This window comes from Amycolatopsis sp. NPDC051071, assembly GCF_040682875.1.
Taxonomy (GTDB): Bacteria; Actinomycetota; Actinomycetes; order Mycobacteriales; family Pseudonocardiaceae; genus Amycolatopsis.
Genome location: NZ_JBFBBY010000099.1, coordinates 1 through 22,358, shown reverse-complemented (window position 1 = coordinate 22,358; position 22,358 = coordinate 1). Strand labels below are relative to the sequence as shown.

The 22,358-nt window shown below is 69.8% G+C and carries 21 protein-coding genes; 6 read left to right on the top strand and 15 right to left on the bottom strand.

The annotated features are described in order from the left end of the window. Positions 1-90: 90 nt before the first annotated feature. From AB0M65_RS27350 to AB0M65_RS27325, 6 genes are all read right to left on the bottom strand, one after another. Entirely contained in the window at positions 91-537 is a 447-nt protein-coding gene (locus AB0M65_RS27350) for a hypothetical protein (protein WP_364033356.1), read from the bottom strand. A gap of 71 nt (positions 538-608) precedes the next feature. Further along, complete coding sequence (locus AB0M65_RS27345) at positions 609-1,235, bottom strand: glyoxalase (protein ID WP_364033353.1); 627 nt, start codon at positions 1,233-1,235, stop codon at positions 609-611. A gap of 151 nt (positions 1,236-1,386) precedes the next feature. Next, positions 1,387-1,914 (bottom strand): regulatory protein RecX, encoded by a 528-nt coding sequence (locus AB0M65_RS27340; protein WP_364033384.1) that lies wholly within the window; start codon positions 1,912-1,914, stop codon positions 1,387-1,389. Positions 1,915-2,257: 343 nt separating this feature from the next. Continuing rightward, positions 2,258-3,298, bottom strand: coding sequence for a recombinase RecA (recA, locus tag AB0M65_RS27335; protein WP_364033350.1), 1,041 nt, complete (start codon positions 3,296-3,298; stop codon positions 2,258-2,260). Between the two features lie 205 nt (positions 3,299-3,503). Further along, on the bottom strand, positions 3,504-3,698 hold the full coding sequence (locus tag AB0M65_RS27330) for a DUF3046 domain-containing protein (protein WP_364033347.1): 195 nt from the start codon (positions 3,696-3,698) through the stop codon (positions 3,504-3,506). Positions 3,699-3,794: 96 nt separating this feature from the next. Further along, positions 3,795-5,708 (bottom strand): Hsp70 family protein, encoded by a 1,914-nt coding sequence (locus AB0M65_RS27325; RefSeq protein ID WP_364033344.1) that lies wholly within the window; start codon positions 5,706-5,708, stop codon positions 3,795-3,797. A gap of 178 nt (positions 5,709-5,886) precedes the next feature. Between AB0M65_RS27325 and AB0M65_RS27320 the strand changes: the two genes are divergently transcribed. Both AB0M65_RS27320 and def read left to right on the top strand, forming a co-directional pair. Continuing rightward, a complete protein-coding gene (locus AB0M65_RS27320; RefSeq protein WP_364033381.1) occupies positions 5,887-10,509 on the top strand; it encodes an ATP-dependent helicase in 4,623 nt (1,540 codons plus the stop codon). 37 nt (positions 10,510-10,546) lie between these two features. Then, positions 10,547-11,047, top strand: coding sequence for a peptide deformylase (gene def / locus AB0M65_RS27315; protein ID WP_364033341.1), 501 nt, complete (start codon positions 10,547-10,549; stop codon positions 11,045-11,047). 183 nt (positions 11,048-11,230) lie between these two features. Here the strand turns inward: def and AB0M65_RS27310 are convergent, their stop codons facing one another. The 4 genes from AB0M65_RS27310 to AB0M65_RS27295 form a co-directional block, all read right to left on the bottom strand. After that, positions 11,231-12,316, bottom strand: coding sequence for a GNAT family N-acetyltransferase (locus AB0M65_RS27310; RefSeq protein WP_364033338.1), 1,086 nt, complete (start codon positions 12,314-12,316; stop codon positions 11,231-11,233). Positions 12,317-12,373: 57 nt separating this feature from the next. Continuing rightward, a complete protein-coding gene (locus AB0M65_RS27305; RefSeq protein WP_364033335.1) occupies positions 12,374-13,066 on the bottom strand; it encodes a VOC family protein in 693 nt (230 codons plus the stop codon). A 61-nt stretch (positions 13,067-13,127) separates the two neighbouring features. Continuing rightward, positions 13,128-13,892 carry a maleylpyruvate isomerase family mycothiol-dependent enzyme gene (locus AB0M65_RS27300; RefSeq protein WP_364033332.1) on the bottom strand — a complete coding sequence of 255 codons (765 nt, stop codon included), beginning with the start codon at positions 13,890-13,892 and terminating at the stop codon, positions 13,128-13,130. Between the two features lie 182 nt (positions 13,893-14,074). Beyond that, the gene (locus tag AB0M65_RS27295) at positions 14,075-14,557 is read right to left on the bottom strand and encodes an SAV_6107 family HEPN domain-containing protein (RefSeq protein WP_364033329.1); all 483 of its coding nucleotides are present in this window, start codon (positions 14,555-14,557) and stop codon (positions 14,075-14,077) included. A gap of 235 nt (positions 14,558-14,792) precedes the next feature. On the opposite strand from AB0M65_RS27295, the gene AB0M65_RS27290 reads away from it, so the two are divergent. Next, positions 14,793-15,323, top strand: a complete 531-nt coding sequence (locus tag AB0M65_RS27290; RefSeq protein ID WP_364033326.1) for a YbaK/EbsC family protein — start codon at positions 14,793-14,795, stop codon at positions 15,321-15,323. Continuing rightward, positions 15,320-15,883 (top strand): GNAT family N-acetyltransferase, encoded by a 564-nt coding sequence (locus AB0M65_RS27285; protein WP_364033323.1) that lies wholly within the window; start codon positions 15,320-15,322, stop codon positions 15,881-15,883. The genes AB0M65_RS27290 and AB0M65_RS27285 overlap by 4 nt, the downstream gene beginning before the upstream one ends. Here the strand turns inward: AB0M65_RS27285 and AB0M65_RS27280 are convergent. From AB0M65_RS27280 to metF, 3 genes are all read right to left on the bottom strand, one after another. Further along, on the bottom strand, positions 15,880-16,767 hold the full coding sequence (locus tag AB0M65_RS27280) for an EamA family transporter (RefSeq protein ID WP_364033320.1): 888 nt from the start codon (positions 16,765-16,767) through the stop codon (positions 15,880-15,882). The genes AB0M65_RS27285 and AB0M65_RS27280 overlap by 4 nt on opposite strands. A gap of 480 nt (positions 16,768-17,247) precedes the next feature. Further along, on the bottom strand, positions 17,248-18,933 hold the full coding sequence (locus tag AB0M65_RS27275; RefSeq protein ID WP_364033317.1) for a DUF885 domain-containing protein: 1,686 nt from the start codon (positions 18,931-18,933) through the stop codon (positions 17,248-17,250). Between the two features lie 42 nt (positions 18,934-18,975). Beyond that, positions 18,976-19,860, bottom strand: coding sequence for a methylenetetrahydrofolate reductase [NAD(P)H] (metF, locus tag AB0M65_RS27270; RefSeq protein ID WP_364033314.1), 885 nt, complete (start codon positions 19,858-19,860; stop codon positions 18,976-18,978). 137 nt (positions 19,861-19,997) lie between these two features. Here metF and merB point away from each other — a divergent pair, with 137 nt between their 5' ends. Further along, positions 19,998-20,675, top strand: a complete 678-nt coding sequence (merB, locus tag AB0M65_RS27265) for an organomercurial lyase (protein WP_364033312.1) — start codon at positions 19,998-20,000, stop codon at positions 20,673-20,675. A gap of 8 nt (positions 20,676-20,683) precedes the next feature. Here merB and AB0M65_RS27260 read toward each other — a convergent pair whose 3' ends face one another. Beyond that, positions 20,684-20,989 carry an AzlD domain-containing protein gene (locus tag AB0M65_RS27260; RefSeq protein ID WP_364033309.1) on the bottom strand — a complete coding sequence of 102 codons (306 nt, stop codon included), beginning with the start codon at positions 20,987-20,989 and terminating at the stop codon, positions 20,684-20,686. Beyond that, positions 20,986-21,654, bottom strand: a complete 669-nt coding sequence (locus AB0M65_RS27255; RefSeq protein WP_364033306.1) for an AzlC family ABC transporter permease — start codon at positions 21,652-21,654, stop codon at positions 20,986-20,988. Before AB0M65_RS27255 ends, AB0M65_RS27260 begins: the two co-directional genes overlap by 4 nt. 47 nt (positions 21,655-21,701) lie before the next feature. Between AB0M65_RS27255 and AB0M65_RS27250 the strand changes: the two genes are divergently transcribed. Next, complete coding sequence (locus AB0M65_RS27250) at positions 21,702-22,250, top strand: CGNR zinc finger domain-containing protein (RefSeq protein WP_364033303.1); 549 nt, start codon at positions 21,702-21,704, stop codon at positions 22,248-22,250. Positions 22,251-22,358: the final 108 nt, after the last annotated feature.

The following is a 22,358-nucleotide window of genomic DNA, read 5'->3' as shown; positions in this document are numbered from 1 at the left end:
CCATCTCGCCCGAAGGAACCACGTTGCCTTACCCCTCTAGAGAACCCGAATCGCCACCCAAGACCCGGCACCCGACTCGCCAACGGGGGCTCAGCTCACGGCCTGCTTCACCGAAGCGGCGATGCGCTTCTTCACCGCGGGCGTCATCTCGATCAGGGCGAAACTGGTCGCCCACATCGCACCGTCGTCGAGCCGGGCTTCCTCGTTGAACCCGAGCGTCGCGTATCGCGTCTTGAACTTGGCCGCTCCCTGGAAGAAGCAGACGATCTTGCCGTCCAGCGCGTAGGCGGGCTGGCCGTACCAGAGCTTCGGCGCGAGCATCGGGGCGTCGGCTTTCATGATGGCGTGGACACCCTCGGCCAGTATCCGGTCCGCGTCGAACATCTCGGCGATCTTCGTGAGCACGTCCTGCTCCGCGGCCGCCGCTTTGTCTGCGACCGAGCCGCGGCGTGCCGACTTCTTCATCTCCTGGGCGTGTTCCTTCATCGCGGCCTTTTCTTCGGCCGAGAATCCTTCGTACGACTTGGTGCTGCCCATGGTGATCTCTCCTCGGGACTTCGGGGGCACTGCGAGTACGGTGACCATCGGGGGCAGCCGGTAGTGGCACATCAGGACGTGGCGGCCAGTGTGGAGGTCTCCCAGACGAAGCCGTCCGGGTCGGTGAACGGCGCGGCGGGGCCGCTGACCGCGATCCGGTGCGAGCCGGTGCCCTCGGCGGGAACACCGGCGTCCTTCGCCAGCGCCTTGCGCCGGTACAGCGCCAGCTTGACGGGGCTCGACCCGGATTCGAACTCGACGTACACGCGGCCGAAGCTCTTGCCGACAGTGAGGCCGTGCTCGACGTAGAACTTCTTGCTCGCGGCGATGTCGGCGACACCCAGCAGAAGCACGATGCTGTCGATCTCGCGGGTGGCCGGGCCGGTGTTCTTCTTCGCCGAGGTGGCGATCTTCCAGAGTGCGCCGTCCGGGGCCTGGACGACGCCGCCGTAACCCCACATCGATTTCGCGGCGGGCTTGATCGCCGTCGCCCCGGCGGCGAGGGCGGCGTTGATCAGAGCGTCGACGTCGGCGGGCTGGGACACCGTGAGGGACAGGGTGTAGCCGCGGAAGCCGGTGGTCGGCTCCTGCGCGGCCCGCAAGCGCAGCTGGGAGTCGAGCCCGAAGGCGGTGGAGTAGAAGTTTTCGGCGGCGGCGGTGTCGGCCACTTCGAGGGTGATGGCGTCGATGAAGTTCATGCCGGTAACGCTATTTCGCAGCGGGCTCTCGACGCTTCTTGATTCCTGATCGGTCACATCGGTGCTGGTCAGAGCTCTACCCGGACAGCAAAACACCGGCAGGCGGGCAGCAGGCCCGCTCAGCCGGTGAGCAGCTCAGGTGAAGGGTGACTCAGTCGGGAGTGACGTCGTCCAGCAGTGCCGCTTCGGCACCGAACTCGCGGAGTTCGTCGCGGATCACGGTGTAGGCCAGCCCTTGGGGGTAGCCCTTGCGGGCGAGGAAGCCCAGCAGGCGACGGATCGCCGTTTGCTCGTCGACGTTGCCCAAGGAGCGCATGCGCTTCCGTACCAGCTCTCGGGCGCGCTGCTCCTCTGCCTCTCGATCCACCTCTTCGGCGGCCTGGACGGCGATATCCCCATCTATTCCTTTACGTTTGAGCTCCGCCACGAGAGCGTTCCGCGCCAAACCCGTGTTGGCGTGACGGGAACGCACCCACGACTCGGCGAATTCGGCGTCGTTGATCAGCCCGGCCTTGTCCAGCTTACCGAGCAGGGTCTCGATGGTCTCCTCATCGAAGCCCTTGCGCTTCAACGCCTGCCGAAGCTCGTCCGTGGAACGCGGGCGCGCGGCCAGGAGATCGAAGCAGATCTCCTTGGCCTTCTTCCTCCGCTCGTCCGGCGGCAGCTCCGCCGGATCCACCTTGGGCGCACGCAATACAACTCACTCCAGTCGAAACCAGCATCACTCCCCGGCGCAACCCACGCCGGGCCCAGGGCTACCTCCCCGACGCGACCCACGCCGGAGGTCCAGGGGCTCACTCCCCTGACGTGACCCACGCCGGATCCAGCGGGCTCACTCCCCCGACGCAACCCACGCCGGGTCCAGGGGCTAACTCCCCGGCGCGACCACGCCGGGGGGGTCCAGGGGGCTTGCCCCCTGGCGGGGGCCCGGGGGTCCGACCCCCGGAAGACACAGCGAAGGGATCAAGCGAGCGCTCTCCGCGAGCACACCTCTCCCAATCCCGTAGCCTCCCCTCCTCCTCTTAGAAGTCGACCGGTGCCGGAGCGGCTTCGGCGTCGATGACGGCGCCGATGCCGAGCTTCTCCTTGATGCGCTTCTCGACCTCGTTGGCGATGTCCGGGTTGTCGAGCAGGAACTTGCGCGCGTTCTCCTTGCCCTGGCCCAGCTGGTCGCCCTCGTAGGTGTACCAGGCGCCGGACTTACGCAGGATGCCCTGGTCGACACCCATGTCGATCAACGAGCCTTCACGGGAGATGCCCTTGCCGTACAGGATGTCGAACTCGGCCTGCTTGAAGGGCGGCGCGACCTTGTTTTTCACGACCTTGACGCGGGTGCGGTTGCCGACGGGCTCGCCGCCGTCCTTCAGCGTCTCGATCCGGCGGACGTCCAGGCGGACCGACGCGTAGAACTTCAGCGCCTTACCACCGGTCGTGGTCTCCGGGGAGCCGAACATGACGCCGATCTTCTCGCGCAGCTGGTTGATGAAGATCGCGGTGGTGCCGGAGTTGCTCATCGCACCGGTCATCTTCCGCAGCGCCTGGCTCATCAGCCGGGCCTGGAGACCGACGTGGCTGTCGCCCATCTCGCCCTCGATCTCGGCGCGCGGCACGAGCGCGGCGACCGAGTCGATGACCAGGATGTCGAGCGCGCCGGAGCGGATCAGCATGTCCGCGATCTCGAGTGCCTGCTCACCGGTGTCCGGCTGGGAGACCAGCAGCGCGTCGGTGTCGACGCCGAGCTTCTGGGCGTAATCCGGGTCCAGCGCGTGCTCCGCGTCGATGAACGCGGCGATGCCGCCGTTCTTCTGCGCGTTGGCGACCGCGTGCAGCGCGACGGTGGTCTTACCGGAGGACTCCGGACCGTAGATCTCGATGACCCGGCCGCGGGGCAGCCCGCCGATCCCGAGCGCGACGTCGAGGGCGATGGCGCCGGTCGGGATGACCTCGATCGGAGCGCGGCCCTCTTCGCCGAGACGCATGACCGAGCCCTTGCCGTACTGCTTGTCGATCTGGGCGAGGGCCAGTTCGAGCGCCTTGTCCTTGTCGGGTGCTGCTGGTGCCATGGAGTCCACCTCGTTGGTTGAGCCGGTAGGGCTTGTTCAGTTCTGAGCTGTCGGGTCCGACGCTACGGGCGACCACCGACAATTCCAGGCCTCGCGCCCAAGCTGTGGATCGCTGACCCCGTTGTGGACAACACCCTAGACGAACGTGTGTTCGAGCCGATGACCGACACGCCGTTGCGCTAGGATTCCCGCCCTTTCGCCGAGGTCAGCGCCGCTCCGACGGGATCTCGAAGGCGTCGCAGACCGCTCGCCAGACGTCTTTGGCCGAGGTCCCGGCGTCGAGGGCCTGTTCGACGGTGCGTCCCCCGAGTTCGCCGAAGACGTGATCCCTGGAGAGGGTTTCCGCACGTCCGGGACCGAATTCGTCGGCCATCAGGCGCCGGAAGACCGTGATACGCATCGGGCGAAGTCTAGCCCGGGCTCCGGCCCGAAAAGCGTGAAGGCCCCCTTGCCGCGGCTGAGCCGAGAAAGGGCGTCTTCACGCGCGAATTCGGGGTTACTCGCCCGGCTGGACGCTCTTTTCGAAGTAATCGGCCAGTTCACCCGGCGTCGGGGCCTGTCCTTCGGCGGGGACCTGGTAGATGAAGCCGACCAGCGGCCGGTCGGTCACCGTGAACACCAGCACGGCCGCGTTCCGCCCGGCGGCCGAGGAGTACTGGCCTTCGAGCGCGTTGCCCGCCCATTTGGCCTCGGTGCGGTCGCCGCCTGCGGACGCGAGCAGTCCGTCCGTGTAGCTCTTGAGTTTCTCCGCGGAGTCGCTCTGCAGGTAGGTCACCTGGGTCCCGGCCCTGCCCGGCGCGGAGCAGGTCGACGTCACGGGGAACTCCTCCGCCGGTTTGGCCGGCCCGTTGCCCATCCCGGGCTTGCAGTCGCCGGTGTCGGCGATCTTCCCGGTGAGCTGACGCAGGCAGCCGGTGAGGCCCTTGTCGTCGGCCGCGCCGGGCGTCTTGCATTCGCCTGCCGTGTAGGTGGTCGTCGAAGACGAGGTCAGGAAGTAGACGAGGCCCGCGGCGATCAGCACGACGACGGCCGCGATCGCGCCGATGACGAGCGGCTTCTTCGTACCGGCCTTGGCCTTGTCTCCGGTCTCGTTGCCCGCCAGCGAATACGTCGGGAAGTTCGCCGGTGCGGGCTGCTGCTGCACCTGCTGCGGTCCACTGGCCGGGTAGCCCGACTGTGGGAAACCGCCGGACTGGCCGGGTCCGCCGCTCTGGTAGCCGGGGATCGACGCGACCTGCTGCGGAGGCGCGTACGGGCCCGAAGCGCCGCGACCGACCTGGTGCGCGCCGGTTCCGGCCGCCACCTGTCCTTCGACGCCCTGGGTACGCGAGCTGATGCCGTCGGAAGCGACATGCTGCGCGCCGAGCGCGACGGCGGTCTCGGGCTGGTCGAGACTGCCGGGGACGACGCCGAGCTTCTCCGCGATCAGGCTGCCGACCAGCGGAAGCCTGCTCGATCCGCCGACGAGGTAGATACCGGCGAGCCGGTCCGGGGTCATTCCCGCCGAGCGGACCACCCGCGACATCAGCTCGACACTGCGCAGCATCGACGGCCGCACCAGCGCTTCGAGTTCGCCACGCGTGACGAGCACGTCCTCGAACGGCTCCGGCATCGGGACCTCGGTCTGCGGGTGCCGCGAAAGAGCCTCCTTCGCCGCCTTCACGTCCTCCTGCAGCGCACGCCTCGTACGACGGTCCGGAGTGGACTCGGGCCGCAGAACCCGCTGCCAGCGCTGGGGATCCTTGTGTGAAACCTCGCGACCGACGTGCACCAGAAGCGCCTGGTCGACGTCGAGACCACCGAGGTCGGGAAGACCGTCTTCGGCGACGACGGTGAAGCCGCCGTTCGGGGTCGCGCCGACGATGGCGACGTCGAAGGTGCCCGCACCGAGGTCGTACACGGCGAGTGCCTGCCCTGGCGCGAGCGTCTTGCCGGGGAACGACGCGAAATGCGCCGCCGCGGCGACCGGCTCGGGCACGAGGACCAGGTTGCCGCCCATCCCGGCGAGCCGGGCGGCGGAAAGCAGCACGTTGCGACGGGTCTGGCCCCACTGCGCGGGGTGGGTGAGGCGGACCTCGTCGGGCGCTTCGCCGCCGAGCTGGCGGATGGTCTCGTCGAGGACGCGGCGCAGGATCGCGGCCAGCACCTCGGTGACCGGGATGACGTCGGTGCCGAGCAGCAGTGTCTGCTCGTCGATACGCCGCTTGGGGTTGGGCTCGAACCGGGTCGGGTCGAGGCGGGCCCGGCGTTCGGCGTCGCGGCCGACCATGATCGTGCCGTCCTCGGTGGCGAACACCGCGGACGGCATGTTGGCCGAACCGTCGACCTCGACCACGCGCGGCGGCCTGCCGTGCGCCGACAACACGGCCACGGTGTTGGACGTCCCGAGGTCCACCGACAGGATCCGCACAGCTCTACCCCTTCACAAGACGACGGCGGCCGCCCCAGTGACGATCCGGCCGCGCTGGCCGTGATGCTCCCACGAGCGCGGTCACCGTACGTGCGGACCCGTCAAACTCGTCCGATCCGGGTGACAGGATCCGCTGGTCGAGGGCCTGGGAGCGAAACTGTCGGTGGTCCGGCGCACTATGGACGGCGTGGCAGACGTACTCGACCTCTTCTCCCCCGCGACCAGGGACTGGTTCAGCGGGGCCTTCGCCGCGCCCACCAGCGCGCAGGAGGGGGCGTGGCGAGCCGCGCACGCGAGGCAGAACGCGCTGGTCGTGGCGCCGACGGGCTCCGGCAAGACACTGTCGGCGTTCTTGTGGGCACTGGACAGGCTGTCGGTGGAGCCGCCACCCGCCGAACCGCGGAAACGCTGCCGTGTCCTCTATGTCTCGCCGCTGAAGGCGCTGGCTGTCGACGTCCAGCGCAACCTCCGGGCCCCGCTGGCCGGGATCTCCCAGGCGTCACGGCGGCTCGGTCTGCCGGTGCCGGACATCGGCGTCGGCATGCGCACCGGCGACACCACGGCCGCCGAACGGCGCTCCTTCGGCAAGACCCCGCCGGACGTGCTGGTCACCACACCGGAGTCACTGTTCCTCATCCTCACCTCGTCCGCGCGCGATTCGCTGCGTGGCGTGGAGACGGTGATCATCGACGAGGTGCACGCGGTCGCGGGTGGCAAACGCGGCGCGCATCTGGCGCTGTCACTCGAACGGCTCGACGCTCTCCTGGAGAAGCCCGCCCAGCGGATCGGGCTCTCGGCGACCGTCCGGCCGATCGACGAGGTCGCCTCGTTCCTGGCGGGCGGCAGGCCGGTCACCGTCGTCCAGCCGAAGCTCGCGAAGACGATCGAGGTCCGCGTCGAGGTCCCTGTCGAGGACATGTCCAATCTCGACGGTCCTCAAGGGCCGAAGCAGAACGAAGACCTCGACGCGGGCCTCGCGCGGCTACCCGGCTCGCTGGACGAGATCGACGGCACACCACGAAGGCCGTCCATCTGGCCCGCCGTGGAGGAACGGGTCCTGGAACTGATCCAGGCTCATCGGTCGACGATCGTGTTCGCCAACTCGCGGCGGCTGACCGAGCGGATGACGGCCCGGCTCAACGAACTCGTCGCCCAGCAGTCCGAACTGGAGCCCGACCAGCGGTACCCGGCCGAGGCGATCGGCCAGTCCGGGCTCACCACGGGCGCGGCACCGGTGATCGCGCGGGCGCACCACGGGTCGATGTCGCGCGAGCAGCGCACCCACGTCGAAGAGGAACTCAAGACGGGCCGCCTCGCGTGCGTCGTCGCGACGTCCTCGCTGGAACTGGGCATCGACATGGGCGCGGTCGATCTCGTCGTGCAGATCGAGGCACCGCCGACGGTCGCTTCGGGACTGCAGCGGGTCGGCCGGGCCGGGCACCAGGTCGGCGCCGTGTCGAGCGGGGTGATGTTCCCCAAGTTCCGCGGCGACCTCGTCTCGTGCGCGGTGGTCGCGGAACGGATGGCGGCCGGGGCGATCGAGGCGGTGCGGTACCCGCGCAACCCGCTGGACGTGCTCGCGCAGCAGATCGTGGCGATGGTGGCGCTCGAATCGTGGACGGTCGACGAAGTGGCCGCGCTCGCCAGACGGGCGGCACCGTTCGCGTCCCTGCCGGACGACGCGCTGATGGCGGTGCTCGACATGCTCGCCGGCCGGTACCCGAGCGAGGAGTTCGGCGAACTGCGCGCCCGGATCACCTGGGACAGGGTCAGCGGCGAACTGCACGGCCGCCCTGGTTCGCAGCGGCTGGCGGTGACCTCCGGCGGCACGATCCCCGACCGCGGCCTGTTCACCGTGATGACGCCGGGCGGCGGCGACAAACCGGGGTCGCGGGTGGGCGAACTCGACGAAGAGATGGTCTACGAGTCCCGGGTCGGCGACACGATCCTGCTCGGCACCTCCTCCTGGCGGGTCACCGACATCACCCACGACCGCGTGATCGTGGTGCCCGCGCCGGGTGAGCCCGCGCGGATGCCGTTCTGGAAAGGCGATGCCCCCGGCCGTCCTTTGGAACTGGGGCGGGCACTGGGCGCGTTTGTCCGCGAACTGTCCACTTCGGACCCGGCGGTGGCACGGAAACGCGCCGCGGCGGCCGGGCTGGACGCCTACGCCTGCGACAATCTGCTGGCGTATCTGGAAGAACAGAAGGCGGCCACGCGGCACGTCCCGAACGACAAGACCGTGCTGCTGGAACGGTTCCGCGACGAATTGGGTGACTGGCGGGTCATCCTGCACTCCCCGTTCGGTGCTCAGGTGAACGCGCCGTGGGCGCTCGCGATCGCGGCCCGGCTGCGGGAGAACCGCGGGGTCGACGCGCAGGTGGCGCATTCCGACGACGGCATCGTGCTGCGGCTTCCGGAGGCTCTGGACGTCGAGGGTGCCGAAGTCACCATCGGCATCGACGACGTACTGCTCGATCCGGAAGAGGTCGAGCAGCTGATCGTCACCGAAGTCGGCGGCTCGGCGGTGTTCGCCGCGCGGTTCCGGGAGTGCGCGGCGCGGTCGCTGCTGCTCCCCCGCCGTGATCCGCGCCGCCGCACTCCCCTGTGGCAGCAACGGCAACGCGCGTCGCAACTGCTTTCCGTGGCGGCCAAGTACGAGCGGTTCCCCGTGGTGCTGGAAGCGATGCGGGAAGTCCTGCAGGACGTGTACGACGTCGGCGGGCTGCGCGAACTGATGGCCGACGTCCGGTCGCGGAAAGTCAAACTGGTCGAGGTCGAGACGCCGTCGGCCTCGCCGTTCGCGCGCAGCCTGCTCTTCGGCTACGTCGGGATGTTCCTGTACGAGACCGACGCCCCGCTCGCGGAACGGCGCGCGGCGGCGCTGGCGCTCGATTCGACCCTGCTGGCCGAACTGCTCGGCACCGAGGCGATCCGGGAGCTGCTGGACGCCGAAGTCGTCGCGGAGGTCGAGCGGTCGCTGCAGCGGCTCGATCCGGACAGGCACGCCCGCAACGCCGAGGAGGCCGCGGATCTGTTGCGGTTCCTCGGGGATCTGTCGATCGAGGAGGCCGCCGCCCGCGGCATCCAGCGGGAGTGGCTGGAGGAGCTGGAATCGGCGCGGCGGGTGCTCCGGGTCCGCATCGGCGGCGGTGAGCGGTTCATCGCCATCGAGGACGCGGGCCGGGTACGGGACGCGCTGGGCACCGCGCTGCCGGTCGGTGTGCCGGAGGCGTTCACCGAACCGGTCGAGGACCCCGTCGGTGACCTCCTTTCCCGCTACTCCCGCAGCCGCGGCCCGTTCAGCGCCCGCCAGGCCGCCGAGCGGTTCGGGCTCGGGACGGCCGTGGTCACCGGCGTACTGGACAGGCTGACCGCGCAAGGCAGGCTGGTCCGGGGCGAACTGAGCCCGGTCGGGCATCCGGAGACGCACGGTGTCGGCATGGAGTTCTGCGACGCTTCGGTGCTGCGGAGGCTCCGGCGGGCGTCGCTGGCCCGGCTGCGGGCCGAGGTCGAGCCGGTCGAACCGGCGGCCTTGGGCCGGTTCCTGCCGTCGTGGCACGGCATCGGCGCGCGGGTACGTTCGGCACCGACAGCGGATGACGTGCTGTCCGTGGTCGAGCAACTGGCCGGGGCACCACTGCCGGCGAGCGCGGTCGAGTCGTTGATCCTGCCGAGCAGGCTGCCCGGCTACACGCCCTCGCTGCTGGACGAACTCACCACGGCGGGCGAGGTCACCTGGTGCGGCTGCGGTTCACTCTCCGGCGGGGACGGCTGGCTGGCGCTGGCACCCACGGATGTCGCCGATCTGCTGCTGCCCGACCTCGACGACGACCTTCCCTCCAGCCCGCTGCACGAGGCCATTCTGTCCACTTTGGAGGGTGGGGCGCAGTTCTTCCGCCAGCTCGTGGAACGGGCGTCGCCGTTGGTCGAGACGCCACCGAACGACGGCGAAGTCGTTGCCGCGCTGTGGGATCTGGTGTGGGCCGGGCTCGTCACCGGGGACACACTTGGCCCGTTGCGGGCGCAGGTTTCGGGCTCGGGCGCGGCGCACAAACCCCGGCGTCAGGCTCCACGCGGGCGGTACGCGCGGTTGCGGGCCGGGCGGCCGGCGATGCCGTCGCGGGCCGGGCCGCCGACGGTGGCGGGCCGCTGGGCGCTGACCCCGGACCGCGAACCGGATCCGACGCGGCGCGCCCACGCGCGAACAGAGGCCTTCCTGGAACGGCACGGCGTCCTCACCAGGGGCGCACTCGACACCGAGCGGGTGACAGGCGGTTTTTCCGGGATCTACAAGGTCTTGCGCGGTATGGAGGACTCCGGGCAGGTCGTCCGGGGCTACGTCGTCGAGGGTCTCGGCGCCGCGCAGTTCGCGGCGAAGGGCGCCGTCGACAGGCTGCGCGCGCAGTCCGCAAACCAGCGCACCACCCAGGAAGGCGCGGTCGTGCTCGCCGCCGCCGACCCGGCGCAACCGTATGGCGCCGCCTTGTCATGGCCTGCCGCGACGGGTGACACGAAGCACCGTCCGGCAAGGAAAGCGGGTGCGCTGGCGGTGCTCGTGGACGGGGTCCCGGCGATGTACGTGGAACGCGGCGGCCGGTCACTGCTGAGCTTCACCGACGATCAGGAGACGCTGCGGTCGGCCGCGCGGGCGCTGTCGACGGCGGTCCGGGAAGGCTGGCTGGGTCAGCTCGCGGTGCAGAAGGCCGACGGCGAGGTGGCGCTCACCTCCGAGCTGTCCTCGGTGCTCCAGGAGGCGGGATTCCGGGCGACCCCGAAGGGCCTGCGGCTGCGGGCCTAGACTTGTTCCCCAGACCTGCGGAGAAGGACGTTCGAACATGGTGATGCGCGACCTGCGCTATTTCGGGGATCCCGTGCTCAAGACCGTATGCGACCCGGTCACGAAATTCGACAAGAAGATCGAGTCCCTGGTGACCGATCTGATGGACGGGGTGAAACCGGCCGGGCGAGCGGGACTCGCGGCGCCGCAGATCGGGGTCGGGCTGCGGGTGTTCAGCTACGACGTCGGCGGGCTGACCGGCTACGTGATCAACCCGGAGATCACCGAACTCTCCGAGGAGACGCACGAGATCGGCGAGGGCTGCCTTTCCGTCCCGGAGCTGTGGTTCCCCGTGGTGCGCGCGAAGCGGGCCGTGGTGCGCGGTGTCGATCTGCGTAACAAACCGGTCGAGGTCGAAGGCTTCGACGTACTCGCGCAATGCCTTCAGCACGAGACCGATCACCTCGACGGCAAGCTCTACCTGGACCGCCTCACCATCGACCGCAAGAAGCAGGCGCTGGGCGAGGCTCGCGGCAAAGACTGGTTCTGGAAGCGCTGACCCCCTCCTCGCAATTAGTCCTCTAGTTGCGGTAGTTCGTATCCCCAACGACCGCAACCAGAGGACTACTTGCGTGGCCGGGGAGACGGACTGGCGCAATTAGTCCTCTGGTTGCGGTAGTTCGTAGGGCGTACTACCGCAACTAGAGGACTAATTGCGGCGAGGTGGGGCGCGACCAGAGGGCTAGACGCGGGCGTCGGGGAGGCGGAAGCGCAGGGTGCCGGAGTCGCCGGGGGCGCGTTCCGGGCGGAGGCCCACCCGGACGGCGGTGCGGTAGAGGGAATCGTCGCCGGGCAGGCAGACGGCGGCGAGTTCGATTTCCCCCTTGGCGGTGGCGAGGACGGCGAGCCTGGCCAGCAAGGCCGTGCCGACGCCCTGACGCTGCCAGGAATCCTCGACCAGCAGGGAAACCTCGGCCGCGCCGCCGTTGGCGGCCGGGATCAGCTGACCGAGCCCGATCACCTCCCGGCCGCAGACCGCCAGCAGGCTCACCCCACGCGGCGGCATCAGCAGCCGGTGCAGCCAGCGACGGGGAACGGCGCGTATTCCGGTGTGGTAGCGGTGGAAAAGCGTCGTCATCGAGCATCTCTGATGCAACGCGGACACCGCGTCCGCGTCGCCGGGCACGCCCTTTCGCAGGACGATCGCGGCTCCGTCGGGCCGGTCGAGCACGATCGGCCCGGTCACGTTGTCCCGCACGGCGGTCATCAGGCCGATCAGCGCGACGGCCCGGCTCAGTTCCAGTTCGACGAACGGCGACCACCGTCGGCGTGCGACGAACGCGGTGCCGTCCCCGGCGGGGAACACCGCCCGGTGCCCGCCTTCGGTGCGGGCCGGGTTCGCCTCGATCGACGGGACCTTCGTGACAAGGTCGGCCGCGAGGACACCGCGGAGCACCTCCGCGAGACCTTCGGGCTCGTCGACGGCCCGCTTGGCCGACACGAGCGTCGCGGTGGCCGGGTCGACCAGTTCGGCCAGGTCGGCGTCGATGACGGCGGAGCATTCGCAGCCCTCGTCGCGGATCGCGTCGACGAGCAGTTGCCGAGGCAGCCCGCTCGCGGGCCGCAGGACGATCTCGTCGAGTACGCCACCGGGGACCGGGAGTACCGACAGCCCGAGGATGTTGCACTCGAGGTCGGCCAGCCGGATCGCGATCCTGGCGAGGGTGCCGGGCCGGTCGTCCACCCGGACCCGGACTCGCCAGGCCGTCGCGGCCGCCGTGTCTTCGACGGGATGAACCTGGGTGGGCCGGACTCGCGAGGTCTCCATGCCTTCCACGGTCCCGGCCGGTTGTTGCCTGCCCACGGCGCCGGTGTTTCGCTCAGGTCAGCGTTCGGTGCCGTCGCGCAATCCCGGCGAAACACCGAGCAGGCGAAACTCGTTGCTTTCCGGGTCACGCAGGACCTCTCCACGCAGCACCGTCGCGCCGAGTTCCCGAAGACGCCGTGCCTCGGCGGCCCGCTCACCCGCCGAGGGCGCGATGACGAAATGCAGCCGGTTTTCGTACTGTTTCTCCTGCTCGGTGGCCAGGAACTCCACCCACGGACCCCGGCCGTCCGGCGGCCGCAGGCCCACGATCGCCTGCTCCCGCACGCCGATCTCCCAGCCGAGCGTGGCTGACCAGAACTCCGCGGCCCGGAGCGGGTCACGAACGTCGGTGACGACCGAAGCGATCGCGCCGGCGGCCGCGTACTGCTCGCGGGGTTCGAGGACGCAGAACTCGTTGCCCCCGGGATCCGCCAGTACCACCCACGGCACCCTGTTCTCTTCCGGCGGGCCCTGGCCGATGTCGATATGCCGCGCGCCGAGGGACAACGCGTGCTCCACCAGCTCGGCCTGGTGTTCCGGCGTACGGCTCGCCAGATCCAGGTGCAGCCGGTTCTTGCCCCGTTTGGCCTCCGCCGACGGGCGGAAGTCCAGGCCGAACGGGGCGTCCCAGCTGATCAGCCCTTCCCAGAAACCCGCCAGATCTCTGGGAAGGGCCGAGTCGAAGACCAGGTTCACCAGATGTGCTGACACACCGGCGACCCTAGACGGCACCACTGACACTTCTGACCGGTTTGGCTTCCCCACCGACCGGTCATCGGGTCGCGAGCCGCAAGAGGGCCCAAAGTTGTCCCGCCATGTCCTGGTCTCCGCTGACCGTCACCGCCGTCGGACCCGCCCGGCCCCAGAGCCAGCGGTAGATCTTGTCCGGTTTCCCGGTGACCAGATCGTCCGCCCGCTGCGCTTCTTCGGCCGAGCAACGCCAGGCGATCGTTTCCGAAGGCCCGGCTCTGGCGATCCAGTGGTGGCCCGCGGTGCGCACCCCGACCGATCCGGTCCTGGTCCCGGACAGTCCCAGCAGCGGTAACCGCTGGCCGAACCAGAGCACGAGTGCCTCGTCGATCCCGTCGACGGCCACGTCCTCGGGAATCTCCGACGGCTCCCGCCCGGCCGCGCTCTCCGCGTCGACCCGGTGGATCGTCGCCTCGTGCGCCATCCGCCGACGCCAGAACCCGTAACTGCGGTCCGCCGGCCACCAGGTCGGCGCCAGTTCGTCCGCGTCATGCGCGGACAGTTCGGCGATCAGTTCGTCCCGGCCCTCGCGGAAGTACTCCTCCAGGGACTGCCCCGGCCCCGGTTTGCGCTGCCAGTGCTCCGGACGCCGTCCATCGGTGATCCACCGGCGGGTGACGCGGTACACGCTGCCCACGTGCCGGAGCACTTCACCGAGCGTCCAGCCGGGACAGGTCGGGACCGGCGCGTCCGCGGACGCGGTATGCGCCACCTGAGCCATTAGCTCGGTTTCGACGCCGATCACCTCCAGGAACCTGCCCTGGTCGATCATGGCCTGCCCGGCCATCGGGCACCCCCTCTCCGCGGCTAAGCCGTGTCCTGTAGCTCTGTTCGATGGGCTTCGTGATCCAGGTGGTTCCTGGTGGTGTGGGCGGTTCGGCCTCGTACTGGACGTACTCGGTCGAAGGGCCCGCGCCGCCAGGAACCACCTGAGCGCGAAGACCGCGAACGAGATTTGCCAGACACGCCCTAGGCCACATATGCCCCGCCACCCATCGGCAGCCCGTGTACCAACCGGCGCACCAGTTCCAGGAACACCGAGGCCGCCTGTGCCAGCTCGTCCGCCATTTCGACGGTGACCTTGCCGGTGATCCCGGCCTGCGCGGCGGCCCGAGTCGCGGAGTTGGCCGCGAAGAACACCGCCCACTCCTTCAATTCCGGCGCGACGGATTCGAGCAGCACCCAGCCGCTCGCCGGCCTGGCCCGGCCCCGGTGCGGACGACCCCGGGCCTCCAGCACCGCCGCCGCGGCCCGCAACGCGGCGAGATACGCCCCGATGAACCGCTCCGCGGGATCGGTCTCCCGTTCCGCCTCGCCGAGGCCTCGCCGAGCCTGTGCGTACAAGGAGACCGCCGCGGGTGGTGCCGGCGGGCGCAACGACATGGGCAGGGCGGGCTGCGCGGCGCCCCCCGGCCTCCTGGCTTCGTCGGGGGACACGACCGAAACGGACATGACGACCCTCCTCCTGTACGTGAGCGCCGGCCGGTGCCCGGGGCCGAGGCGCTTCCCCCGCCCCCGCTCCGGGCACCTACCGGTGCGCGCTCACCGAATGTCGAACGTCTGTTCGAACAAGACCAATGTAACCCTGAAGTGCCCCTTTCTTCAACCCCGGCAGCCTCGACCCGTAGCCGGGTGATCGCCGCATGTGGTGCGGGACACCGGATCGGTCACGTGATCTCATAGGCTCATGAGCACCATCGACCACTCCGGCCATCCCTCGGTCGCCAAGGTCGCGGCCGCGCTCGCCGAGGCGGGTCAGCAGGCAGCCGCCGACGGGATCCGGCTCCTCCCCGCCGAAGTCCGCACGGCCGCGCAGGCCGCCGAAGCACTCGGCGTCGAGGTCGGCGCGATCGCGAACAGCCTCGTCTTCCGCGGCCGCGCCGACGGCACGGAAACCGCCCTGCTCGCGCTGACCTCCGGCGCGCACCGCGCCGACACCGGGCTCCTCGCGTCGCTGACCGGGTTCGAGGAGATCGGCAAGGCGGACGCGGATTTCGTCCGCGAGCACACCGGCCAGCCGATCGGCGGGGTCGCGCCGGTCGGTCATCCGAAGGCGTTGACCACGCTCGTCGACACCGCGTTGCGTGCCCACGACGTCGTCTGGGCCGCCGCCGGACATCCGAAGTCGGTGTTCCCCACGACGTTCGATCGCCTGGTCGAGCTGACCGGGGGCACTCCCGCGAACGTCGCGGGCGACGGGCAGGATGGACGCCCGTGACCGCGATGTCCTCGGAATGCACCCGCTACGTCCAGCTGTCCGCGGACGAGTTCCGCGCCCGGCTCCCCGAGGCGCTGACCATCTACGTCAACGCCATGCGCTATCCCGAAGGCACGGCGGAACAACGCGCGCCGATGTGGCTCACGCACGCGCTCCGCGAGGGCTGGCGCTGTATGGCCGCGCTCGACGCGGACGGTGTCCTGCTCGGACTCGCGTACGGCTACAAAGGCCGCGGCGGCCAGTGGTGGCACGAGCAGGTCCGGCACGGCCTGACCCGCCGCGAGGGCCAGGCCGCCGCCGAGTACTGGATGTCCGACTACTTCGAGCTCACCGAGATCCACGTCAGCCCCGAAAGCCAGGGAAAGCGGATCGGCGAGGACCTCCTGCGACGCCTGCTCGACGGCGTGCCCAACGCCCACGTCCTCCTTTCCACGCCGGAAGGCACCAGCCGGGCCTGGAACCTGTACCGGCGCGTCGGATTCGTCGATGTGCTGCGGGACTACCACTTCGCCGGGGATCCCCGGGCGTTCGCGATCCTCGGCCGGACGCTGCCGCTCTAGGTCACAGGCCTGGAGTAGGCGACGGCGAGCGCGGCGATGAGCACCGCCGCGCCGCACCAGCCGACGGCACCGAGCCGTTCACCGAGTACCACCATGGACAGCAGCGCGGCGGTCAGCGGTTCGAGCAGCGCGGACAACGCGGCCAGCACGGGATGCGCGCTTTCGAGACCGCGAAAGTACGCCGCGTAGGCCAGCGCCGTGGGCACGACGCCGAAGTAGACGACGAGTGCGAGCACGTCGGCTTGCAGCGGCACGGCCATTCCAAACCACAACGCCGCGGGCGTGAGCACGGCTCCGCCGATCAGGCAGCCGAAAGCCGTGGTGGACAAGGGATCCAGCCCGTCGATGCGGGTCGCATTGACCAGTGTCAGCGCGGCGAACCCGGCCGCGGCGAGAAGAGCGAAGAGGACTCCTGCCGCGTTGACGTCCTCCCCCGGCGTCCATTGCAACAGCGCGAGCCCGACGAGAGAGCCCGCGAGGGACACCAGCGTCCAGGTCCCGGGCAGGCTGCGCGTTTTGACGACGGTCACGACGGCGAGCAGCACGGGTGCGCTGCCGATGGTGGTCATGGTCGCGACGCTCACCGAACTCAGCGAGACCGCGGCGAAGTAGCTGGTCTGGAACAAAGCGAACAACCCGCCGACGACCAGTAGCCGTCGCCGGGCCGCGGAGGTGCGGGGAAGGCCTCGAAGGCCTCCGGTGAGCCAGAGATAGCCGGTGGCGATGACGCCGCCGATGAGCAGCCTGTAGGCGGCGACGCTCAGTGGATGCAGCCCCGCGCGGGACGCGAGCAGGGAACCGGCGAGACCGCCGGTCCCCCAGAGGACTCCGGCGAGCACGAGCGCGGCCGAGGATCGGGCGCGCGTGGGTACGGCAACGGACATGGGTAACGCTCCTGCGTCTTTGTCGTGTCAGTGGACGGCGACGACGCGGGGTGTTTTCAGCGCATCACGGACCGGCCGGACGGCTGAAACGCCGTACGGCCCGCACACACCCCGCTCAGGAGGCGGGAGGTGGGGTGACGAGAAAGATCCGGTGCACGAGAGCGAACGTAGCAAGCGTCAGGCGGGTGCCGCACGTGAATTGCGGCACCGGACCGGGTCTCGGACCGCGAACCGTGCGCGCCGGGTGTCCTGAGCCCAGTGTCATGAGCCCAGTGTCGTAAGCCCAGTGTCATGAGGGGTCCCCATAGGACGAAAAATGTCCGATGGGGACCCCTCATGACACGCGCGGCGGGGCAGGACGCTCCCCAAGTGCAGGGCAAGTACAGGAAGGCCCCCTTCCCCGCGCTAGGCGCAAGCAAGGGGGCCTTCACGTACTTACCCGCGGCCAACGAGCGGGAACGTCCTGGGCCCGAAAGCGGCTCAATCCAACGCGGCCAGCATCTCCCGCAGCGTGTCCAGTCCCATCCCGCCGAGCGCCAGCGCCCGCGTGTGGAACTGCTTGATGTCGAAGGCGTCGCCCTGCCGGGCACGGGCGTCGTCGCGCGCGGCGAGCCAGAGGCGTTCGCCGAGTTTGTACGACGGTGCCTGGCCGGGCCAGCCAAGGTAGCGGTCGATCTCGTCGTGCACGTGGGCCGGGTCGGTGATGGTCCTGGTCAGCATGAACTCCAGGCCGAGGTCGGGCGTCCACCGTTCGCCCTCGTGAAATCCGGTACCTGCCGGGATCTCCAGTTCCAGGTGCATGCCGATGTCGACGATCACCCGCGCGGCACGGAACAGCTGCTCGGACAGCATGCCGAGGAGTTCACCGTCGTCGGCAAGGAAGCCGAGGTCCTCCATGAGCCGCTCGGAGTACAGCGCCCAGCCTTCGGCGTGCCCGGAGGTGAACGCCAGCAGCCGCTGGTACTTGTTGAGCGACTCGGACTGGTCGACGGCGGTCGCGATCTGCAGGTGGTGGCCGGGCGCGCCCTCGTGGTAGACGGTGCTTACCTCGCGCCAGGTGATGAACTCGTCCTTGCCCTGCGGCAGGGACCACCACATGCGGCCGGGCCGCGAGAAGTCCTCGCTGGGGCCGGTGTAGTACGCGCCGACGGTCCCGCCGGGCGGGGCGATCTTGCACTCCAGCTCCATCACCCGGTCGGAGATGTCGAAGTGCTTGCCTCGCAACGACTTCAGCGCGTTGTCGGAGAGATTCTGCATCCAGGCCTGGAATTCCGACCGGCCGCGGACGACGTACTTCGGGTCGGCGTCGAGGACGGCGGCCGCCTCGGCAAGGGTGGCGCCGGGTTTGATCCGGCCGGCGACCTCGCGCATTTCCGCTTCGATACGGGAGAACTCGGCCCAGCCCCAGGTGTAGGCCTCGTCCAGGTCGAGGGTGGCGCCGGTGAAGACACGGGACCACAGTTTGTAGACCTCGGCGCCGACGGCGTCCTTGACCGGCGCCAGCGGGGCGAGTTCGGCGCGGAGGAAACCGGCGAACTCCGCGTAGGCCTCCTGCGCGGCGTGGGCGGCCTGGTCGAGTTCGGCGCGAAGCTTCTTGTCGACGTTCTTCGCACCCGAGACCAGCGTGCTGAAGAACCCGGTGTCCTCTTTGAGCCCGGCCCAGGTCTCGGCCTGTTCGGCGACCTTGCTGACCTGACGCAGTGCCGCGACGTGGCCCGCGTCGGCGGCCGCGAGCAGCGACGCGCGGAGCTGGTCCAGCGCGGCGGGGACCTTCGCCATCCGGGCGCCGATGTTCGCCCAGTCCGATTCGGTGTCGGTCGGCATGAGGTCGAAGACCATCCGCAGGTTCTGCGCGGGGCCGTCGATCACGTTCAGCACGGCGAGGTCGAGACCGGCCTCGTGGATCTCCAGCGTCAGCCCGATCCGCTCGGTGAACACCGCCTTGGCCGCGCGCTCGGCGTCGTCGGCGGGTTCGGCCGCCTCGATGTCGGCCAGGGCGCGGGTGGCGATGGCGGCCCGCGCCGCGTGGCCGGCGGGCGAGTAGTCGGTCAGCTGATCGTCGTATCCGGTGACGCCGAGCATCGTCGCCTCGACCGGGTCCGCCGCCGCGATCTCGTCGACGTACCGGTCACAGATCTGATGCACACCGTGCGCAGTTGAAGCCATGACCAGCACGCTACCGGGACAGCGGGCGACTTCGGTACGGAGTTACGCGCGGGCGGGGACCAGCCCGAGCCTGCTGACCACCTCGCGGGTGGCCTTGGACCGGTTGAACGTGTAGAAGTGCAGGTCGGGCACGCCTTCGGCGATGAGCCGCTCGCAGAGTTCGGTCACCGCGTCGATACCGGCCGCGCGGAACGCCTTGGGGTCGTCGGCCAGCGGTTCGAGCCGGTCCAGCAGCCGGCTCGGTGCGGGCGCGCCGGACAGCTTGATCGACGTGTGCAGGGTCCTCAGCGTGGTCAGCGGCATGATGCCGGGGATGACCAGCGCCTCGCAGCCGGTGGCCGCGACCCGATCCCGCAGGCGGAGGAAGTCTTCGGGCTCGAAGAACAGCTGCGCGATGGCGAAGTCCGCACCCGCGCGCAGTTTGCGCACGAGGTACTCGGTGTCGGCTTCGAGGTTCGCCGACCTCGGGTGGCCGTACGGGAAGGCCGAGACGCCGACGCAGAAGTCGCCGAGCGAGCGCACCAGCTCGACGAGTTCCTCGGCGTAGTTGAGCCCGTCCGGATGCGGGACCCAGTCGCCGTAGACGTCGCCCTGCGGGTCGCCGCGCAGCGCGAGGATGTTCCGGACGCCGACGGCGGCGTACCAGCCGATGACGTTGCGCAGCTCCGCGACCGAGTGGTTCACAGCGGTGAGATGCGCCATCGGGACCAGCGTGGTCTCGGTGGCGACGCGGGCGATGCTGCGGATCGTGCCGTCACGGCTGGACCCGCCCGCGCCGTAGGTGATCGACATGTACGCCGGGTCCAGTGGCTCGAGTTCCCGGATCGACTTCCACAGCACGGCCTCGTCCGCCGTGTCACGAGGCGGGAAGAACTCGATGGAGAACACGGGTCCATCACCCTGCAACCGCTCGACCACCGACGTCATACCGCCATGTTAAGGGGGAATGTCCGCCGGTTGGGAGGCCCCTCTCAGTCAATGAACAGGCGCCTTCAGTCACCCACGAGCGGTTGCCGAGCCGCGCCGGCCTGGGGAGACTCGTCAGACGACTACGGGGAGCCGCCATGAGCGCCGAGAATGACACCAGCTGGGACGAAGACGTCCGCGTCGCGGTCTACCGCGCCTTCGCCGACCACGGGAGGCCGCCGACCGCGCCGGAACTGGCCGACGCCGCCCACGGGTCGCTCGCGGTGGCCAAACAGGCTTTGCACCGGCTCGCCGAGCAGCGGCATCTGGTGCTCGACGCCCGCGAGCACGTCGCGATGGCCCATCCGTTCGCGGCGATCCCGCTGGGGTTCTCGGTGATGGGCGAGCGGACGCTCTGGTGGGGCGGCTGCGCGTGGGACGCGTTCGCGATCCCGCATGTGGTGAAGGCCGAACCCGAGGTGCTGGTGTCCACCCGCTGCCGGGGCTGCGGCGAACCGCAAGCATTGATGGTGAACGACCGGACACCACCGAAGGGTGAACTGGTCGCGCATTTCCTGGTCCCGGCGGCGCGGATGTGGGACGACGTCGTGCACACCTGCGGCAACCAGCGCCTGTTCTGCGGCGAGTCCTGTGTGGACGGATGGCTGACGGAAACGGGACAGGACAAGGGTTACGTCCTGGATCTGGCGACACTGTGGCGGCTCGCGGCCGGCTGGTACGCGGGCAGGCTCGAGCACGGTTACCAGCGCCGGGACCCGGCGGCCGCGGCCGCGTACTTCAACCAGGCCGGGCTTTCCGGCCCGTTCTGGAGCTAGCGAGGGCCCTAGAGCAGGAACCGCAGGGCGGCCGTGACGACGACCCCGCACAGGATCGCGGCGAGCACCGGGACACGCAGCAGGTAGGTCACCGTGATCGCCGCCAATCCGGCGCACAGCGTCCAGTCCACCCCGGTCCAGGCCGGGCCGGTGACGTCGGCGAGCACGAGACCGGCCAGCAGCGCGGGCGCGAGCAGGGCGATCACCGCGGCCGGCCGTGGCGGCAGTTCCCGGTCGCCGAGCAGGGCCGGGCCCGCGGCCTTGAACCCGATGCTGATCAGCGCGACGGCGCCGATGGCGAACCAGAGTGTCATCGCCGCACCGCCAGTCCCAGCACCGCGGCGGCCGAAGCGCCGATCAGCGCGAGGCCCACTGGGACGAACAGCACCAGGATCCCGGCAAGGCAGGCGGCGAGCGCGGCCGTCCAAACGGCTTCACGCGAACGGCGCAGCTCGTCGATGAGCAGGACCAGGAAGAAACCGGGGAACACGACGTCGAGTCCGAAGCGCGCGACGATGTCCGGTGATGGGGCCGCCACGACGCCGAGCACGGTGCCCAGGACCCAGGCGGGTAACTGGACGAGCGTGCAGCCGATCATCTTTTCGCGGTCGTAACGCCCGCCGCCGAGGTGGGAGGCCACCCAGGAGCCGTCGACGACGGCCTGTCCCTCCCACGCGCGGCGCAGGCGCCCGCCACGCAGATCCCCGGCGACGGAGACCCCCATCGGCAGGAACCGGGCGTTGATCAGGGCGGCCGCGCCGACCGCGACGGCGAGGTTGCCGCCGCCCGCCAGCGCGGTGGCCATCGCGAACTGGGCCGAACCGGAGAACACGACGATCGACGCGACGATCGGGGCCACGATCCCCCAGGCCAAGGTCTGGCTGTAGGCGCCGAAGGTGACACCGAGAACGAAGGTCGCGACGCCCAGTCCGAGCCCGACACGGGCGCCGGCCAAATACTGCCGCCGGAGCGTTGTCATGGCTCGACCCTAACAAGCTAAACTGAGTTTGACCATTAGGAGGATTCGTGAGCGATCACTGGGACGGTTACGACAGCATCGGCGGAAGCCTGCCGTTGGACCTGGTCAACACCGTTTCCTGGCGCCGCGATCCGGTCCGGCGAGAGGACCGGCTGTCCGCCCCGGTACGACTGTCCGAGTGGGTCGTCCTGGTCGGCGCGGGCCCGGAGCGGCTGGAGATCTCCGAGGCCGTCCTGGAAACGGTGAAGGCGTTCCGCGAGACGCTCTACCGGGTGCTCGTGTCCGATCCCCCGGACGTCGCGGCCCTGCGGAAACCGCTGGTCGCCGCCTACCGGCACGCCGGGCTCGCGCCGTCCTTGCCGCTGCGGTGGACGGTTCCGCTGGAGAACGACGCCGCGCTGCCGCATTTCCTCGCGCTGGCGACCGAAGACCTGTTGCGATCCGGGGAACTCGCCCGGATCCGGGAGTGCGAGGGGCCGGGCTGCGGCTGGATCTTCACCGACCACACGCGCAACCGGTCGCGGCGGTGGTGCAGTTCGTCCGACTGCGGGAACCGGGCGCGGGCGAAGCGGCACTACGACAAGGGCCGCGGCTGATCTCCCTCGCGAGTAGTCCTCTGGTTGCGGTCCTTGCGCGTGCAACAAAACCAACAACAAGACAAAACACCCACTAGCGGCGCGGCGGTTTAGCCAAAAAAAGACCCC

Excerpts from the sequence above, each read along its gene's own strand:
- AB0M65_RS27280 (WP_364033320.1), bottom strand. The coding sequence starts at position 16,767 with ATGTCCGTTGCCGTACCCACGCGCGCCCGATCCTCGGCCGCGCTCGTG.
- AB0M65_RS27320 (WP_364033381.1), top strand. The coding sequence starts at position 5,887 with ATGGACGGCGTGGCAGACGTACTCGACCTCTTCTCCCCCGCGACCAGG.
- AB0M65_RS27350 (WP_364033356.1), bottom strand. The coding sequence starts at position 537 with ATGGGCAGCACCAAGTCGTACGAAGGATTCTCGGCCGAAGAAAAGGCC.
- recA (WP_364033350.1), bottom strand. The coding sequence starts at position 3,298 with ATGGCACCAGCAGCACCCGACAAGGACAAGGCGCTCGAACTGGCCCTC.
- AB0M65_RS27295 (WP_364033329.1), bottom strand. The coding sequence starts at position 14,557 with ATGTCCGTTTCGGTCGTGTCCCCCGACGAAGCCAGGAGGCCGGGGGGC.
- AB0M65_RS27330 (WP_364033347.1), bottom strand. The coding sequence starts at position 3,698 with ATGCGTATCACGGTCTTCCGGCGCCTGATGGCCGACGAATTCGGTCCC.
- AB0M65_RS27290 (WP_364033326.1), top strand. The coding sequence starts at position 14,793 with ATGAGCACCATCGACCACTCCGGCCATCCCTCGGTCGCCAAGGTCGCG.
- AB0M65_RS27275 (WP_364033317.1), bottom strand. The coding sequence starts at position 18,933 with ATGGCTTCAACTGCGCACGGTGTGCATCAGATCTGTGACCGGTACGTC.
- merB (WP_364033312.1), top strand. The coding sequence starts at position 19,998 with ATGAGCGCCGAGAATGACACCAGCTGGGACGAAGACGTCCGCGTCGCG.
- AB0M65_RS27310 (WP_364033338.1), bottom strand. The coding sequence starts at position 12,316 with ATGGAGACCTCGCGAGTCCGGCCCACCCAGGTTCATCCCGTCGAAGAC.
- AB0M65_RS27260 (WP_364033309.1), bottom strand. The coding sequence starts at position 20,989 with ATGACACTCTGGTTCGCCATCGGCGCCGTCGCGCTGATCAGCATCGGG.
- def (WP_364033341.1), top strand. The coding sequence starts at position 10,547 with ATGGTGATGCGCGACCTGCGCTATTTCGGGGATCCCGTGCTCAAGACC.
- AB0M65_RS27300 (WP_364033332.1), bottom strand. The coding sequence starts at position 13,892 with ATGGCCGGGCAGGCCATGATCGACCAGGGCAGGTTCCTGGAGGTGATC.
- AB0M65_RS27255 (WP_364033306.1), bottom strand. The coding sequence starts at position 21,654 with ATGACAACGCTCCGGCGGCAGTATTTGGCCGGCGCCCGTGTCGGGCTC.
- metF (WP_364033314.1), bottom strand. The coding sequence starts at position 19,860 with ATGACGTCGGTGGTCGAGCGGTTGCAGGGTGATGGACCCGTGTTCTCC.
- AB0M65_RS27345 (WP_364033353.1), bottom strand. The coding sequence starts at position 1,235 with ATGAACTTCATCGACGCCATCACCCTCGAAGTGGCCGACACCGCCGCC.